Origin of the sequence: Winogradskyella costae (assembly GCF_013403865.1) — a bacterium.
GTDB classification, from domain to species: domain Bacteria; phylum Bacteroidota; class Bacteroidia; order Flavobacteriales; family Flavobacteriaceae; genus Winogradskyella; species Winogradskyella costae.
Map to the genome: position 1 here is coordinate 15,863 of NZ_JABFDK010000012.1, position 18,370 is coordinate 34,232.

Below are 18,370 nucleotides of genomic sequence, written 5' to 3' on the forward strand. Positions count from 1 at the left end.
AAATTTGCTTTCCTACAACCGACTGGTATTGATATCTACAAAGAATGATATAAAAAGGGAGAGTGCGTTTCTCAAATCTGTCAATTGCTTGCTCAAAATCCTCATAAGCCTAAAAACACACATAATAAGACTGAAGACTTAATTATATAGAACTGAAAGTTTAGGTGTATTTACCGGATTTGTATGATGCCGGAGTTAACCCTGTAACCGATTTAAAAACCCGAGAAAAATGATAACGATCCGAAAAACCTAAATTAAAAGCGACATCTTCGATGGATTTGTTGGTGTGTTCAAATAACTCGCAAGATTTTGCGATTTTTCTGTTTTGAACAAATTGATGCAATGTCACGTTCATTTCGTCTTTAAATAATCTGGCAAAAGAATTTGGTGCCATATTAACCAGCGATGACATATTAGTGTTACTTAATTTTTTATCAATATTAACTTCAATGTAACGGATGACTTTTAGTACACGTTCGTCTATATTAATGGTTTTCCATAGTTCGGGACCAATATTGGTAAGTGCTTCTTTAATGAAAGCTTGTAACTTTAAGTTAAAGGTGAGTTTGAAATCTTTGTTTTCAACTTTCAAGCGACCAGTTAAATAGTTTAATCGATCCTTTAAATAATCAGTAAGTTCAATTTTTAAAATGCCAGGATAAACACTATCAAAGGGCACTCCTAAATTAAAGTGAGCGAAGAAATGAATTAAGAACATGTTTTCTAATTCCGCTTCGTTATGATTAATATTTAACTGTTTTCCTGAAACATGAATACCTTCAGTGTGAATGTGGTTTTTAGTGTATAGTGATGAAAATGAAGTAAACGGAGGAATAATGTAGATATAATTCGGATCCATTTCAAAAATAGTATCCTGATGAATTAATTGACCACCTGTATTTTTATTCCAATATAGTCTCCAAAACGGAAATACCATTTCATGACAATCCCATAAATCCAACAACCAATATCTGCAGCATAACATCTTTAATTTCAGGTCAATAAAATTTTGATGATTTGCAGATGGATCGCCTAATTCAATTTCTTTGACAAACTTCATGAAACACTAATGTTTGAATTAGATACAAAAATACGGATTTTGAATATTTAATAAGGTTGATTCTGTCTCTATTTTTGTTACAATAATTTTATTTAAAACGATATGAACCATCCATAACTAAAAAATTAATATTAAATGTTATGATTAATATGGATGCAGCATTTTACAAATAAAAATAATAAACATAAACAAATGAAAACGATAAAACTTCCAGTACAGGTAGAAGCAGAATTAAAAAAAGTATCCGAAGTCGCGGGTTATTTATGGCAACGTGAATGGGCAGAGCGAAACGCAGGAAATATTTCAATGAACTTAACATCTTACTTTACAAAAGATGAAGTGCAAGGCATTGGGACAGAAGTGCCATTTGAATTTCCAAAAGGAGCTGCAGGATTTGTAATCTACATTACGGGTACGGGTTGTTATTTAAGAGATTTAGTAGATAAGCTTGAAGAAGCATCTTGTATTCTTTATATCAATGAAGACGCTACAGCCTATTCCGTTATTTGGGGAGGTAAGCGTGAAAACTTTGGACCAACGTGTGAGTTAATTTCTCATGCAAGTATCCATTTATTTAACTCTATTCATCATCCAGAAAACTTAGCGGTTGTGCATACACACCCATTAGAGTTAATCTGTATGAGTCATCATGAGTTATTTGATAATGAAGAAGAATTAAACAGACAAATCTGGATGATGTGTCCTGAGGTAAAAGTATTTGTTCCTAAAGGAATTCACTGTACACCTTATGCTTTATCTAGCACCGCAGCTTTAGCAGAAGTCACTATGGAAGCGTTTAAAACAAGGAACGTATCCTTATGGGAAAAGCATGGAGCAACAGCAACAGCACCAGATGTAATGAAAGCATGGGACTTTTTAGATGTTGCCAATAAAGGAGCTAAAATGTTAATGATGTGTTGGGCAGCAGGTTTTCAACCCGCAGGACTTTCAAATGATCAATTAACAGAATTAGAACAATTCACATAATAAAAAATATAATCATGAGTAGATTAATAGGTAGACTACCAAAAGTAGGCATTCGTCCGGTGATTGATGGACGTGAATTAGGAGTAAGAGAGTCTTTAGAAGTTCAAACTATGGACATGGCTAAAGCAGCAGCCAAATTAATACAAGACACCTTACGTTTTCCTAGTGGTGAAAAAATAGAAATTGTAATTGCAGATACAACTATTGGTGGTGTTGCAGATGCAGCAGCTTGTGCCGATAAATTTAAAAGAGAAGGAGTTGAAGTATCATTAACTGTAACGCCATGCTGGTGTTATGGAACTGAAGTTATGGACACTGACCCTTTAACACCTAAAGCCGTTTGGGGGTTTAACGGAACAGAACGTCCAGGTGCTGTGTATTTAGCAGCGGCATTAGCAGGGTATTCTCAAAAAGGATTACCAGCTTTTGGAATTTATGGTAAGGAAGTTCAAGATGAAGGAGATCAAAGCATTCCTCAAGATGTATCTGAAAAAATATTGCGTTTTGTAAAAGGAGGTTTAGCCGTTGCCCAAATGAAAGGTAAATCTTATTTGTCTATAGGGTACAGTTCTATGGGTATTGCAGGATCTATGGTAGATGTTAACTTTTTACAAGATTACTTAGGAGTAAGAGCAGAATTTGTAGAATCGGTAGAGCTTTTAAGACGTATTGATGAAGGTATTTATGACCATGACGAATTTGAAAAAGCTTTAGCTTGGACCAAAGAAAACTGTAAAGAAGGAAAAGATTATAACAGTCCTGAAGCTCAAAAATCAGCAGAAGTAAAAGATGCTGAATGGGAAAAGGTTGTGAAAATGACATTAATCTGTAAAGATTTAATGAACGGAAATCCTAAGTTGAAAGACATGGGATTCGGTGAAGAATCTAAAGGTAGAAATGCCATTATGGGAGGCTTTCAAGGGCAACGTCAGTGGACAGATTACCAACCCAATGCTGATTATACCGAGTCTATTTTAAACTCATCTTTTGATTGGAATGGTATACGTCAAGCGTACACATTCGCTACGGAAAACGATTGTTTAAACGCTATTTCTATGTTGTTTGGACACTTGTTAACTAACAAAGCTCAGTTATTCTCTGATGTACGTACGTACTGGAGTCCTGAGTCTGTAGAGCGTGTAACTGGTAAGAAATTAACAGGAATTGCAGAGAATGGCATTATTCACTTAATCAATTCTGGTTCTACAACGTTAGATGCTACTGCACAGCAAGAAGATGCTGAAGGAAATCCTACAATGAAACCATTTTGGGATATTACAGAAGAGGAAGTTCAAAAATGTTTAGATAATACAAAGTGGCCTGCTGCAATTGCAGAATATTTTAGAGGTGGTGGTTTTTCATCACAATTTAAAACTAGAGGTGAATTACCAATGACAATGTGTAGATTAAACTTGGTAAAAGGGATTGGGCCAGTTTTACAAATTGTAGAAGGCTGGAGTGTTGAGTTACCAGAGGATGTTCACGAAATTTTGAATGAGCGAACGAATCCAACTTGGCCAACAACTTGGTTTGTGCCAAGAACAACAGGTACAGGTTTCTTTAAAGATGTCTATACTGTAATGGCAAAATGGGGAGCCAACCACGGAGCGATTTCACATGGACATATTGGTGCCGATTTAATTTCTTTAGCGGCTATGTTACGTATTCCTATTAATATGCATAATGTTAATGAAGACGACGTCTTTAGACCAAGTGCATGGTCTGCTTTTGGAGAAGGCTTAGAAGGAGCTGATTATAGAGCTTGTGAAAATTACGGTCCGTTGTACGGATTTAAAAACTAATTAGAATAACTCAAAAGGGTGCTTGGCTTAATAACTAAACACCCTTTTTTTAATTTTTGAACTGTGATGGTGAATGTAATTGCTGTAATAGATATAGGGAAAACGAATAAAAAAATACTCTTATTTAATGAAGAGTTTGACGTTGTATACCGAAACTCAACCCGATTTGATGAGGTTGTTGATGAAGATGACTATCCTTGTGATGATATAGAATCGATTGAAAATTGGATTCAAAATGAAATAAAAAGCATACAAGCTGAAGGAGACTATGCTATAAAAGCGATTAACTTCTCTACGCATGGAGCTAGTCTTATTTACTTGGATGCACAAGGCCAAAGAATTACACCGTTATATAATTATTTAAAACCATTAAGCTTAGACACGTATCATGAGTTTTATGATGCTAATGGAGGTCAGGAAGAATTTTCTAGAAAGACGGCATCTCCGGCTTATGGTATGCTAAATACCGGACTTCAAATATTAAAATTACAAAAAGAAAAACCAGAATTTTGGAATAAGGTAGAGACGATTTTACATTACCCTCAATACTTAAGTTATCTTTTCACCAAACAAATTACCGCAGACTTTACGTCTGTAGGTGCACACACAGCAACTTGGGATTTTGATGCGATGCAATATCATCAATGGGTGTCTGATTATAAATTAAATTTGCCTACACCACAAAATGGTAAAAAAGCTATAGTTAGCACTTTTAATGGAGAAGAAATAGCGATAGGTACGGGGCTGCATGATAGTTCAGCGTCTATTATTCCATTGTTAGAAACAGAAAAAGATAACGAATTTATATTACTGTCTACAGGCACTTGGATTATAGCCATGAATCCTTTTAGTAAGGAAACCTTAACACAACACCAGTTAAAAAATAATTGCTTGTGTTTTATGACTCCTCAGAAACAGCAAGTAAAATCGTCTATGCAGTTTCTTGGAAAAATTCATGAAGTGTATATCGCTGCTTTAAGCACCTATTTTAAAGTGGACATCGACACTCATTTACAGTTAGAATTAAATGAAACGTTGTGCAGTGAGCTTATGGATACAAATGCACGCGTATTTTTAGCGGAAGGTATTGATAGTGACTTTGAAGCACATCCTTATTTATTAACTAATTACAGTAATTACGAAGCTGCCTATTACCAATTGGTTTTTGAAATTAGTAAAAAAGTTATTCAAGGTATTAATTTAATTTCTGATAAAGATTCAGATATTAAAGATGTATACATTTCTGGAGGATTTAATAAAAACCTCATATTTATAGCCTTCTTAAAGCTATTAAAAAATGATATTGAAATAAAAATTTCTGATTGTAAAAATGAAAGTGCTTTAGGTGCTGCATTGATGATGAAATCATATATCTAAAAAAAAATAAAAGATTATTATGAGTCATCAAAAACCGACTTTAGGAGAATTTATTATTAAAAACCAGGCTTCTTTTCCCTTTTCTAGTGGAGAATTATCTAGTCTTTTAAATGCCTTACGTTTAGCTGCAAAGGTGGTTAATCATGAGGTGAATAAAGCGGGTTTAGTAGATCTTTTTGGCGATTCTGGTGATGTTAATGTACAAGGTGAGCATCAGCAAAAATTAGATGTTTTTGCCAATAAAACATTTATTCAATCTTTAAAAAATAGAAATATTGTTTGTGGTATTGTATCTGAAGAAAATGATGAATTTATAACTGTTGAAGGACGCGATAAAGAATCGAATGGTAAGTATGTTGTACTTATGGATCCATTAGATGGCTCATCAAATATTGATGTAAATGTGTCGGTCGGAACCATTTTTTCAATTTATAGACGATTAACTCCTCCTGGAACTCCTGTAGAAGAAAAAGATTTTTTACAACCCGGTAGAAACCAAGTTGGTGCTGGCTATATTGTGTATGGTACATCTACTATGATTGTTTACACCACTGGCGACGGCGTTAATGGTTTTACACTTAACCCAGCTATTGGATCTTTTTATTTGTCACACCCTGATATGAAATTTCCTAAAAATGGTTCTATTTATTCTGTTAATCAAGGAAATTATAGTCATTTTCCAGAAGCGGTAAAAAAATATATAAAATACTGTCAGGAGGTCGACGGAGATAGACCTTACTCACAGCGTTATATTGGGTCATTAGTTTCTGATTTTCATAGAAACATGATAAATGGTGGTATTTACTTATATCCTAATAGTACCGTCAATACTGATGGAAAACTAAGATTACTTTACGAATGTAATCCTATGGCATTTTTAACAGAGCAAGCAGATGGTATTGCTACTGATGGTGAGAAGAGTACATTAGATATTGTGCCTACTCATATTCATGAGCGCGCTCCATTCTATTGTGGAAGTCCTTCTATGATAAAAAAATTACTTGAATTTATTCGTCAATAGATTAAAATACGTATATTCTTGTGTCAAACTAAATATATAACATGCTTAGAATTATATGCTTTCTTTGTGTTGTAATTACACTCTCTACTAAACAAGCTTATTCTCAAAATTTTGAAAGAATTTCTAATAAAGAAGGATTTAATCAGAATACTGTTAATTCCATAGAACAAGATAAATATGGATTTTTATGGTATGCCACCCCCAACGGCTTAATTCGTTATGATGGCTATGAGTTTAAGACATTCAGCACCCAATCAAAAGGTGAGCGAGCCATTTCTAGTAATAATGTTACGTATTTATTTAACGATAAAGATGGTATACTTTGGATAGGTACCAATGTTGGTCTTAATATATATGTGCCTTGGTTAGAACGGTTTTTCACAGTGCCCCTTAGTTATAATATCGATGTCAATACGATTGCCTCTCAGAATGACGGTTATGTTTGGATAACATCTTCAAAGGATCTAATACGATGCAAGTTAAAAGATGTTAGCAATGGTGTTTTTGAGGTCTCGGAGAATCTTCTTGATTTAAAAGGAAAACCTCTAGAGATTAACACATTTACTTTTGGACTTAAGTCATCGCTTATATTAGGTACAACTGAAGGGTTGACAAGAGTGACGTATCAATCAGACGGTTCAATTTTAAAATCGGTACTTCCAGATTTTAATAATTTTGACTTTTTTAAAGAAAAAGAGATTACTGAAATCATAAAAGTAGATAATATCTTTTGGATTGGTACAACAGAAGGATTGTACAGTTCTAATTTAGATTCCAACTCAGATTATTTAGTCAAGAAAATAGACGTTCCTAACGAAGATTCTAAGTTCTACGTTAATAGCCTTTTTAAGGATATTAACAATGCCATATGGATAGGGACAACTAGCGACGGACTTTACAAATTCAACCCAATTCTAAATTCTTTTAAGCATTTTAATTACGACTCAAAGAATAAAAACAGCATCAGTAGTCATCAAATCAATGCGGTTTACCAAGATAGTTTTGATGTACTTTGGTTAGGTACTGCACAAGGAGGAATTAATAAATTGGATCTTTATCAAAAACCATTTTATTCTTATACCAATAACCCTTATGATAAGTTTTCTATTGGTGATAATTTAATCACTTCAATTTTAGAAGATAACAACGGTAAGGTTTGGGTTTCAGGATATAATAAAAAATTGTTTAGAAGTATAGAAGCCATTAATGAAAGCAATATAGATAATATTAAGTTTGACGATTTAGAACTTAAATTACCCATCGGCAATACTGATGTTATACGATATATATATCAAGATCAAAGAAATTATATTTGGTTTGGTACGGACAAAAAAGTCATTGTTTATAGCCCAATACGTAAAGATTTTAAAACAATTGAATTCTTGTCAAAAGGGGATAAGACACCGCTGTTTTTAACCCGAAAAATTGCGCAAATTAATGAAACAGAGATTGTTTTAGCAGGAAATAGAATTATAGTTATAGAAAATCCGTGGCAAGCAATTGATGAATCTAGGCAACCAAAAATGAATATTAAATCTACCTTAAATATTACAGGTAGTAAGGTACAGAGTTTTTTGCACGATAGTAATCGCCAATTATGGTTTGGTACTGATAGCGGGTTATTGCAATGTAAATATGAAGGTGGAAATATTAAAGTTATAAGAGAGTATAACGTTAATAAAACAGGAAGTAGTAAACTAAGTTACAATAGTGTGTTCACGCTTCATGAAGATGATAAAAAAAATATTTGGATCGGTACATTTGGTGGAGGCTTAAATAAATTGGTGTTAGATAGTGACAGTAACCCATTGAGAATAGAGTATTTTAGAAAAAACAATATCTTACCGGATGATGTTATTTATGGAATTTTACCACAGAAGAACAGTGCTAATTTATGGGTGAGTACCGATATGGGATTGGTGCGGTTTAATACAGATACAACCAAAGTAAATGTCTTTGATGTTAGTGATGGCCTAATTCAAAACAATTTTAGACAATCTGCATATACGTTAGGCGCATCTGGCTATATGTATTTTGGGGGCTTAAATGGCTTAACTATTTTCGATCCACAAAAAATAGCCTTAAACAGGCAACCTCCAAGAGTTTTAATAACGTCATTACTTATAAATAACAAACCGATAAAGATTGGTGAAAAATTAAATAATATTACGATTCTTGAAAAAGCCATTTCGGAAACGGATACTGTAACAGTTTCTAAAAGTCAACGTATCATTTCCTTTAATTTGGTTGCTGAGCATACATCTGCTCCTGCAAAAAATAAAATAGCGTATAAATTAGATGGCTTTAATAAAGATTGGGTAGAAACAGATGAAGGAAAATCGAGTATCACCTATACTAATTTGTCAGATGGAACTTACACATTAAAAGTAAAGTCGGCTAATGGAGATGGTGTTTGGAGTGGTTCTGCAAAAACATTAACATTAGTTGTTTTACCCCTTTGGTATCAAACTTGGTGGAGTTATACATTATTGGTTCTTGTATTTTTAGGTATTGGTGTTGGGATTGTTTTCTATTTTGTTCAACATGAAAAATTAAAACAAAAACTAATCTATGAGCAATTGGATAAAGACAGAATGGAAGTTGTTAACCAAGGTAAGTTCAAGTATTTTACTAACTTATCTCATGAGTTTAGAACACCTTTAACTTTAATTTCTGGCCCCTTAGATAGAGTTATAGACAATAATACAAATCCAGAGAGTGAAAAATTCTTAGCCATTATTAAGAGGAATACACATCGACTTCTAAGTTTAATAGATCAATTAATCACGTTTAGACAAGCGGAACAAGGGTATTTAAATTTAAACTTTACTAAATCTACTTTAGGGGACTTCTTATACCCAACAACAGAAGCTTTTGAAAATTATGCCTTAGAAAAGAACATTAATTTTTATTACAAAATAAATTCTCCAAATGAAGAGATTGTTATTGATGTAGAAAAACTAGAAAGAATACTTTTTAATTTATTGTCTAATGCATTTAAAAATACACCGGTCCAAGGGACTATTAGTATAGAAGCATCCATTGTGTTTGAAGATGATATTAAGAATATTAAAATTGATGTTGTTGACACAGGGAAAGGTATCCCTAAAGAAAGTCTAAATAATATTTTTGAACGATTTTATCAATTAGGAAACCAAGATGGAAATGTCAGCGGAGGAGGAATTGGTTTGTCTTTTTGTAAATCTTTAGTCGAATTATTTAACGGTCGTATTTCCGTTAAAAGTAAACTGAATAAAGAAACCCGTTTTACGGTTATTATTCCATCTTCAACTATTGAAGAGGTTAATATTGAAGACAACGGTATAAAAAAATCATTCATAAAGAATTGGGTGCCTTTACAAGTTAATACTATTGAGCAGCCTAATGCTGCTAAGAAAAGTGAAAAACAGCATAATGTTCTAGTTGTTGAAAATGAATTAGATATCCAAGATTTTCTTAATAATGCATTGTCGGATAGATATAACATCACCATAGCAAATAATGGTGTAGAAGCGTTAGAAGAAATAAAAAAAACAGAGTTTAGTACTATTATAAGTGATGTGATGATGCCAGAGATGGATGGATTTGAATTATGTAAACGCATCAAAGCTAATCCCGAGACTTGCCAACTCCCCGTTCTATTATTAACTGCTTTAGGTGATAATGTGGATTTAATTAAAGGTTTAGAGTTTGGGGCTGATGAATATATTAGTAAGCCATTTTCTTTAAAGCATCTTGAGCTTCGACTGAAAAAACTAATAGAGAATAATGTTAAGATTAAGGATTATTTTTCAAAGAATAGTTTACCTCCAAAAGACAAAAAGGAATTAGGATTCTCTAAAAGGGATCTCGAATTCTTAGAGAACATCACCGAGATCATCGAGAAGAACTTATCTAATTCAAATTTTGGAGTTGAAGAGTTATCTACAGAAGCAGGTTTAAGTTCCTCTCATTTCTATAGAAAGTTGAAGCAATTGACGGGGCAAGTTCCAAACGCCTATTTACGTAATTTTAGATTACAAAGAGCAGCGGAATTATTAGATAGTAATAGTGGTTTTAATGTAGCGGAAGTGATGTATCAAATCGGTATAGAATCTAATTCTTACTTTTCTACCTCATTTAAAAAACTACACGGTTTATCTCCTTCAGAGTACTCAAAAAGGCAGAAATGATAGTTTTCAGCAATAAAATGATGAATCATCGAATGCCGTAAAAGTAGATATCAATTAAGTTTGTTGTAAATAATAATTAATTAACCTTAACAATTTTAAAATTATGAAAAAAACAATAGTATTGCTTGTATTTAGTATCGTAATGTGCGGTTCATTATTTGCTCAAAAAAATGCAGATAAAAAAATAGACCAAAAAGTTAGTGCATATGTAGAAGCTGTAGAAAGTAAGTTAACACTAACAAGCGAAGAAAAGGAAACATTAATAGCATTAAAAGAGGCACAGGTGAAGGCTACTTTTGAAATTAATGCTAAGTATGAAAAAGGTTCTGAAGAGATAAAAGAAAAAAGAAAAGAAAGTAATAAAGAATTTTCTAAGTCTCTTAATACAGCATTTGGAAAAGACAGAGCTAAAGAAATAAAGGCGGCATCAAGAAAGAATAAGAAGAAAAAGTAAATTCTTTTATAAGTGGTAACTCTACATACCTATTTATAAAATAGGTGCAACACTTGCAATAGATTAAAAGCATTCAAGTTTATAGAAGAGTACTCTCTTATTGAAATTGAAAAGTTTAATATCCTTTAAAAGTATTCAGATAATGAATACTTTTAAAGGATATTTTTTGGTAGCATAGTCTTATTATAAAGGTTAATAACTACGCTAAATATTTCTTTTAGATAAAAGCGTTACAGTATTTTTTGTAGGATTAATGACATATAGAATGTCGTTATAAATGATAATTTAAATGTTAGATTTATAATATTTTGAATTAGTAATTACTTTTTTCTGATGTTTAATTTAATCCATTTACTATAGAAGCATCAACTAATGGTAATATATAACCCACTAAATGAAAGTAGTGTGGTTATACGCTATTTTAGGCGTGTGCATTTCAAATTTTATTGTATCACTTTAGGCTGAAAAATTAATTAAGGTGTAACCCCTATTCGCATTTTAAAATCTCTTTACGGGAGGTGATTTTAGGCATTTCATTACAATCTGTTTTATAACTTAGAAAGCTACGTAAACCTGTGTCTACCACGTTGCTAAAGCAGTTCTTACCCAAGTATCAGTAGCTGTACATACGTAAATATGTGTCGCAGTCACTCTTATTTCACCTTCAACTCCAGTATCATTAGCACTAGCAGGTGCTGTATTTAATGCAGATAGCTTATATTGAGTAGCCTCAGTTGTACCTTCAACCTCAAGAGCATGTGTTGTTGCTATTTTGGCAATACCCACTCTATCATTGGTAAAATCTCCATAAATCAATGGAATTGCACTATCTTCATTTTGAATTAATAATGTATTACTAACCGAAGCAAAAGCGGCATCATGTCCTGCTGAATCACCAATAAAAACGTTAGAATTTCCAGATGTAAAACGACCAGTGTCTTTTCCGATAAACACATTATTATTTCCATCTAATTCATAGCCAGCAAACCGACCAATAAGTACATTCTCTGTTCCGGCTAATGCGCTACCAGCTCTTTGACCGATAATAACATTACCCGCTCCTGAAGACGAATCTCCTGCAAATGAACCGAAGGCAGTATTATTACCAGATGTGTTAGCACTAAGTGCATTATGACCAAACGCGGAACTGTTATTAGAAGTAACAACATTATTGAGTGCCTTGTATCCCACAGCTGTGTTACGTACACCACTTGTATTTTTGTGTAAAGCATGATAACCAACTGCAGTCAAAGAATCTGCTGTATTAGATCTAAGCGCACCATGACCAAATGCAGAATTTCTACTTCCACTAACGTTCTCATTAAGCGCCTCGTAACCAACTGCTGTATTAGATGTTCCAGCTTCATTTTTAAATAAAGCATGATAACCAACAGCAGTCAGAGAATCTACTGTGGCTTTAGTTAAAGCTTCTGTACCAACTGCGGTATTTCCAGCTCCAGTTGTGTTATCGCGTAAAGCTAAATTACCTATCGCAACATTATCGTTACCGGTATTAGTATACAAAGCCTGCGTGCCAACTGCCGTATTATTATTTCCTGAGTCATTAGAAAACAAAGAGGATTCACCTACGGCCACATTGCTAGCTCCAGTTGTATTGGTAGTTAATGCTTGTGTTCCCATTGCAGTATTAAAAAATGCAGTCGTATTTCCTTCTAAAGCTCCCCTTCCAAAAGCAGAATTTCTTCGTCCTGTGGAATTTGTTGTTAGGGCTTTAAATCCGAAAGCAGAGTTATTTATACCTGTACTTAATTTCAAAGCTTCATATCCAAACGCAGAATTAGCATCACCATCTACATTTGTCATTAATGCGTTAAAACCAACGCCAACATTTTGATTGTTATCAGCATCATCATTTAATCCTGCATCTATACCAATAAAAATAGAAGAACCATCATTAGTGCCATCTACATCAGATTTTGCATCAGAAAGATCGTTTAGTTTTTCAATACTCGAAAAACGAATCCAACTTGTTGTTGCTTGATCCCAGTAATAAAAACCTTTAGAATTTAAACCAACCGTAGTGGTTAGGTAAACAAGCATTGCATCTTGCGCAGCAGTAGGATCTGTTGCAGGGAAGGTATCTATTCTAGGAATTAAGATGCCATCTTCATTTGAAGGTGTTGCTTGACTAGATGCTGTAATATCTAACGTGGCTTTCGGATCTGTGTTTCCAATACCAACTTGTGCGTAAGAAAAAGAGAACATGAATAAGATAGTATAGAATATGATTTTTTTACGACGTACGTCTCTAACTGTAACTAATTTATTTTTCATAATATGAGGGAGGTTTATACTTTTTTAAAATTAATGTTCTTTTAGATTAGGCAATAGCAGAAATGATTTTTTATTGTTTTATGAATTTAAATACTTGAATCTCATTAGTTTCTGAGTAGGCTTTTAGAAAATAGACTCCTTCTATTAATTTTGAAACGTTAAAGGTCGCTTGATTTTTATGAAATTCTAAAACTTTTTCACCGGTAATATTGTAAATAATTGCAGAACCAATTTCTTTTGATAATCTAAAGTTTTGCTGTACAGGATTAGGAAATAAAACAAGTGTATTAAAGTCCTCATTAGAATCGATACTTAAGGTCTCACCGACTAAATAAGCCCCTTCAGGTCTAACATAGGGTTCGTAGTCTGGTTTTGGTGACAGTAACATTCTGTCGTTTATGGTTTGCATTATAGCCATTTCATCGTCAGAAATAAAACCATCTGCAATAGTGGTACTCCATGTCATAGTTGCACCAGCATCCGTAAAGGTTCTCACAAAGCGGTAGGCTTGTTCAGTTCCAAAAACTAAATCGGCGCTAGATACACTCCATTGCTGTCTGATAGGTGTAAAATAGTGTTTTAATGCTAACTTACGACCATCATAAGAAGACCAAGGATTTTCAGTAATTAAAGGAAAAGAAAACTCTTCATAAGCCCAAGAGTTGGGTGGTGCACCTTGAGCTAAAGGAGTAGGGTGGCCAGCTGTAAAATCCATATAAGGGTCGTTAGCTTCTAAGAAGAATACTCTATAATTTCTAGGGTCCTCATCATCAATTGCGTCTGAATCTACGTAGATCTGAGCTCCATCCTCATCCAATACATAAGACTTGGTAATATTGGTGGCGATAGCCGCATTTGGGTCTACTTCTCTAATCATGGAGATAAAAGCATTTAAGTCTCCCGGTAAATTAGATACATTATCTACCCAATAGCCATCAACTAAATCGTTAAATCGTTCAAAAAAACCTCTAGCTAAAGTTCTCCAAGCCAAACCTTCATCTCCACCAAAACTAGTATTGTAATAGTTTTCCCATCCTGTAATAATTCCAGCTTCGGTGGCATCAACATTCCCTTGAATAACTGCAGGTCCTGCTCCATTAACATATAAAATGACTTTTTTTCCAGCATTTCTAAAAACGTCAATAACATCGAGAATAATCTGCTCATTTTCTATAGACGGCACCATTCCTGGATGAATTTCATTAGCAATATCTACATAAGGGTTGTCTCTTAACGTATAAAAATAGCCATGTGCTGGGTGCGTAAAGTTTGTAATGACATGCCCAACGGCAGGTAAATTGTCTACAATTTCTTGTGCGCCAGCAACCCAATCATCTCCACTATCATTATCTAATCGAATACCACCGTGAACATTAAATCTTACCCCCCACGAACCAGATAAAAATGTAGCAAGGGGTATTGTTTGTTCAGAATATCCAGAGATAGTATCAATATAATAGGTTGATGTTAATCCGCTAGTATCTGCAGAAGCAAATACAATCATTATTTGATCGTAACCTCCAGCAGTTAAAACATCGGAAGGAATTGTTTCTTGATCAAAATCGTAAGAAAAAGACTCCCAAGCTCCCCCTACAGAAAAATTTGCTTGTATGTATAGATTGCTTGAACCTCCAATAGTTGAGTTTTTTAAAAACAATCGGATTCTACTATTTGTGGTGTTCAAATCAGAAGTTTGTATGGATGTGTATGCTTTTAACGCTATCGTATATGAGGACAAATTTGTTATAGGTACTGATAAATCAAAAATAATTCTTGAATTTTCTTGCCCATTTCTTTCGAATTTAGAAACAGTTGCATTTGAGTTTATGCCATTGGTCTCAGGGTTTGTTTCATCTATAGTAAAAAGTCCTTGTTGCGTGTTAGAAAACTGGATGTTATTTGTTTGACTTGAATTTTCGTACCAAACTTGCTGTGCTGCAACTGGAGTTAAGCTGAAAAATATAAATAAAATTATTATTTTAATTTTGTTAATCATGCTTTTTAATTTTTTATAAAGGTAATGGACAGGCTATTAATGTGGTTTCTCTAATCAGTCAGCTTCTTACTGTAATCCTTCACAATAATTTATTTAGAAATATCTGGGAATAAGATTGTTATAGCTTTATTGTTTTGTTGGTTTGGAAAGATGTTGTTAGTAATCTGTACATCCAATTGTAATAAAAATGATAAATTGGTGGATTAAAGCAAGGTTTTAAGTAATATAAGTAACACTATTACGGTATCATTTTGTTATTTCGCTGAAGTCAATAAAATGTCAATAACGCTTTTAAGAGCAAAGAAATAATTCAATAACCCTGAGATGAAATATAAAGCTTATATCAAATGTATTATTGTTGGAATTTTATGTTTTAGCTGTAATGCACAAAATTCAAAAGTAACTCATCAAAATACTCAGAGCACCGATAGACCAGAACCCAATGTTCTACTCTTACTTACGGATGATTTAGGATGGCAAGACGTAAAGGTGTACGATATAGATGAACCATCTCCATACGAAACACCAAACTTAGATGCCTTAGCAAAAAAAGGAGTTCAGTTTTGGCAGGCGTATTCTCCAGCGCCTACTTGTGCACCCAGTCGATGTGCCATAATGAGTGGAAACCATCCGGCAAGAGCTCAAAAGACACATGTGGTTGGTGGAGCACCTCCTACGGTTTATGCTAGTAAAGAGACGCAGCGTATTATGGATCCTTGGTATAGCGGACGTATGCCAGAAAACGAAATGACATTAGCGAGAGTATTGCAAGAAAAAGGTTATACTACAGGCCATACAGGGAAATGGCATATGGCTATTAACCACTTTGCATTTCCGCAACCTACAGATCAAGGCTTTGATGTTTCTACCGCCGATCGTGGTGCAACAGTTCCGCAAAAACCACACCGATTAACCGACTTTGCAACGACTGATGCTTCCGATCCTTACCGATTAGATGAGAATGGGTTTCCTTACCATCAAAACAGTCAGGATGCCTTAAATTTCTTAAAAGAAAATAAACAAGATCCTTTTTTCTTATATTATGCTACGTTTCTTGTGCATGCTCCAATTCACACGAGAAGTAAAGCACTTTTAGAGAAGTATTGTGAAAAATTAGGGGTGCCTTTTCCAACAGACCCCAATCATTGGGAGGTAGAAGGGCAGAACAATCCTTATTATGCGGCCATGGTAGAAATGTTAGATTATTATGTAGGACAAGTTTTTGATTATTTAGAAACTACCGATGATCCACGCTGGCCAGGTCATAAACTAAGTGAAAACACTTATATCATTTTTACTTCAGATAATGGGGGTATGGAAAATGCTCACGGGGATATAGTGACCGATAATTATCCATTAGACAAAGGAAAAATAAACGCTAAAGAAGGGGGAACAAGAGTCCCTTTATTGATTTCGGGTCCAGGCATTAAAAAAGGAGTAGAATCTGATGTTGTTGTAAACGGACTTGATTTTTACCCAACAATCCTATCCTTATTAGGAATTGAGAAACCAAAAGACAAACATTTGGATGGTGCAGATTTATCGACGTTGTTATTAAAAGATCCTACCGATTCTAAATTGGTACTTGATAAAAACGGCAATGAAAGAACGACGATGATGTGGCATTTCCCACATGCTTCATACCAAAGTACGTTGCGAGTCGGTGATTATAAATTCATTAGAAATTATGATTACAAAAACAATCCTAGAACACCAGAATTTGAGTTATACAAATTATATACCACCAACAATGGAGTCGCAGAACGTGTAGATATTGAGGAGGTAAATAATTTAGCGATGTCTAATCCTGAGAAAGCAAAGGAAATGAATGCGCAATTGACTTCTGTTTTAACAGAAATGAACGCCAGTTATCCGTCTTATAATCCACTTTACAAAAGTGAAATGGAGCATAAAGAAACTGTTCCTACGGTGTTATTTACGTCAAAAGACCATAATCAAGTCACTTTTAAATACAAAGACAATGGTGCAAAGGTGGTAAAGGCTGATTTAATTTATACCACCAATGGAGGACATAGTTACGAAGAGTGGTTTAAAACCGATGCTAAAATAAATACGGATGGTACCATAACAGCTAATCTACCTAAGGGCACTACACATTATATTATTAATGTAATTGATGCGAATAATTTCTTAGTTAGTTATCCTGAAATGCCTACGATTAAATCTCTAAAAGAGGAGAAAAAGAAATATTCGAACTATGCTTTAAGTAGCAAATAATTAAGTTTGCTATTAAGTTGGTAACAGTTATCTTTAACTAGAAAAAAAATATAAACCATTGTTTTTTAGGTGTTTTTAATTTTTACGCAGGAAATGAGCATACTTTTGGGTTAATTTAGCAAAGAAAAATAAAATAATATAACTAATTTTGACTAACTAATTTTAAAACCATATATATTATGAAAAAACAATTACTTTTTACAGCAATTTTGCTTTTGGCTACAGGTCTTACATTTGGGCAAGCAACAGTGCTTGATCCATTGGATCCTGAAACACAGCAGATCAATATAGCAAGTACAGATTATTCTCAAACTGGAGGACCTTTTGCACCAAACGGAAATGGTGCCCATCTTAATGCAACTATACCAGAAGTTCTTGATGGATCTATTAGTTTTGATGTAGTTTCTTCTGGAGCAGATTTCGAAACATCAATTGTTTTTCACGTAAGAAAATTATTTGGTAACTCTGGGAGTGTAACTATGACTGTTGATGGCACAACTGACGCACCAATTACTTTAGCTGCTGACGCTAGTGCAAGCAACATTAATGGCTTTGAGACATTTGATACGTTAACATTTTCCCAAAATGTTACTGTTACATCTGTTCCTAAAACGATAACATTGGATATTAATATTTTACAAGACCTTTCTAATAGCGCTAGAATTAGATTCTATTGGCTTAGATTTTCTAATGAATCTTTAAGTGTAGATGATTTTGAAACACAAGAGACAAGCGTTAAAGTTTATCCCAACCCTGTAAAAAACAGCTTTCAAATAGATGCTAATAACAGTATTGAGAGTGTAGAACTTTATAATATTGCGGGCCAATTATTAAAAACATATAGCGAAGAAGCTAATTATGATATTAGTGATTTAGCAACAGGTATTTATATTGCAAATATTAAGACGGAATTAGGTTCTAAAACAATGAGAATTGTAAAAGAATAAGAATTTCGTATTCAAGTTTTT

Annotated in this window: 11 protein-coding genes; 8 read left to right on the forward strand and 3 right to left on the reverse strand. The window is 33.7% G+C overall.

Annotated features, from left to right (window positions below; all coding sequences use genetic code 11):
• Positions 1 to 160: 160 nt before the first annotated feature.
• On the reverse strand, positions 161 to 1,060 hold the full coding sequence (locus HM986_RS16590) for an AraC family transcriptional regulator (RefSeq protein WP_179336165.1): 900 nt from the start codon (positions 1,058 to 1,060) through the stop codon (positions 161 to 163).
• Between the two features lie 192 nt (positions 1,061 to 1,252).
• On the opposite strand from HM986_RS16590, the gene rhaD reads away from it, so the two are divergent.
• From rhaD to HM986_RS16620, 6 genes are all read left to right on the forward strand, one after another.
• The gene (rhaD, locus tag HM986_RS16595; protein WP_179336166.1) at positions 1,253 to 2,047 is read left to right on the forward strand and encodes a rhamnulose-1-phosphate aldolase; all 795 of its coding nucleotides are present in this window, start codon (positions 1,253 to 1,255) and stop codon (positions 2,045 to 2,047) included.
• 14 nt (positions 2,048 to 2,061) lie between these two features.
• Positions 2,062 to 3,849, forward strand: coding sequence for an L-fucose isomerase (locus tag HM986_RS16600; protein ID WP_179336167.1), 1,788 nt, complete (start codon positions 2,062 to 2,064; stop codon positions 3,847 to 3,849).
• A 66-nt stretch (positions 3,850 to 3,915) separates the two neighbouring features.
• Positions 3,916 to 5,226, forward strand: coding sequence for an FGGY family carbohydrate kinase (locus tag HM986_RS16605; protein ID WP_179336168.1), 1,311 nt, complete (start codon positions 3,916 to 3,918; stop codon positions 5,224 to 5,226).
• Positions 5,227 to 5,245: 19 nt separating this feature from the next.
• Entirely contained in the window at positions 5,246 to 6,247 is a 1,002-nt protein-coding gene (fbp, locus tag HM986_RS16610; RefSeq protein ID WP_179336169.1) for a class 1 fructose-bisphosphatase, read from the forward strand.
• A 41-nt stretch (positions 6,248 to 6,288) separates the two neighbouring features.
• Positions 6,289 to 10,419: a hybrid sensor histidine kinase/response regulator transcription factor gene (locus HM986_RS16615; RefSeq protein ID WP_179336170.1), complete on the forward strand. Its 4,131-nt coding sequence runs from the start codon at positions 6,289 to 6,291 to the stop codon at positions 10,417 to 10,419.
• Positions 10,420 to 10,522: 103 nt separating this feature from the next.
• Positions 10,523 to 10,873: a DUF4047 domain-containing protein gene (locus HM986_RS16620; RefSeq protein WP_179336171.1), complete on the forward strand. Its 351-nt coding sequence runs from the start codon at positions 10,523 to 10,525 to the stop codon at positions 10,871 to 10,873.
• 579 nt (positions 10,874 to 11,452) lie between these two features.
• Here HM986_RS16620 and HM986_RS16625 read toward each other — a convergent pair.
• Positions 11,453 to 13,168 (reverse strand): autotransporter outer membrane beta-barrel domain-containing protein, encoded by a 1,716-nt coding sequence (locus HM986_RS16625; RefSeq protein WP_179336172.1) that lies wholly within the window; start codon positions 13,166 to 13,168, stop codon positions 11,453 to 11,455.
• Between the two features lie 70 nt (positions 13,169 to 13,238).
• On the reverse strand, positions 13,239 to 15,164 hold the full coding sequence (locus HM986_RS16630) for a T9SS type A sorting domain-containing protein (protein WP_179336173.1): 1,926 nt from the start codon (positions 15,162 to 15,164) through the stop codon (positions 13,239 to 13,241).
• A gap of 324 nt (positions 15,165 to 15,488) precedes the next feature.
• On the opposite strand from HM986_RS16630, the gene HM986_RS16635 reads away from it, so the two are divergent.
• Together HM986_RS16635 and HM986_RS16640 are read left to right on the forward strand one after the other, a co-directional pair.
• Positions 15,489 to 17,402 carry a sulfatase gene (locus tag HM986_RS16635; RefSeq protein WP_179336174.1) on the forward strand — a complete coding sequence of 638 codons (1,914 nt, stop codon included), beginning with the start codon at positions 15,489 to 15,491 and terminating at the stop codon, positions 17,400 to 17,402.
• A 179-nt stretch (positions 17,403 to 17,581) separates the two neighbouring features.
• Positions 17,582 to 18,349 carry a T9SS type A sorting domain-containing protein gene (locus tag HM986_RS16640; RefSeq protein ID WP_179336175.1) on the forward strand — a complete coding sequence of 256 codons (768 nt, stop codon included), beginning with the start codon at positions 17,582 to 17,584 and terminating at the stop codon, positions 18,347 to 18,349.
• Positions 18,350 to 18,370 lie beyond the last annotated feature (21 nt).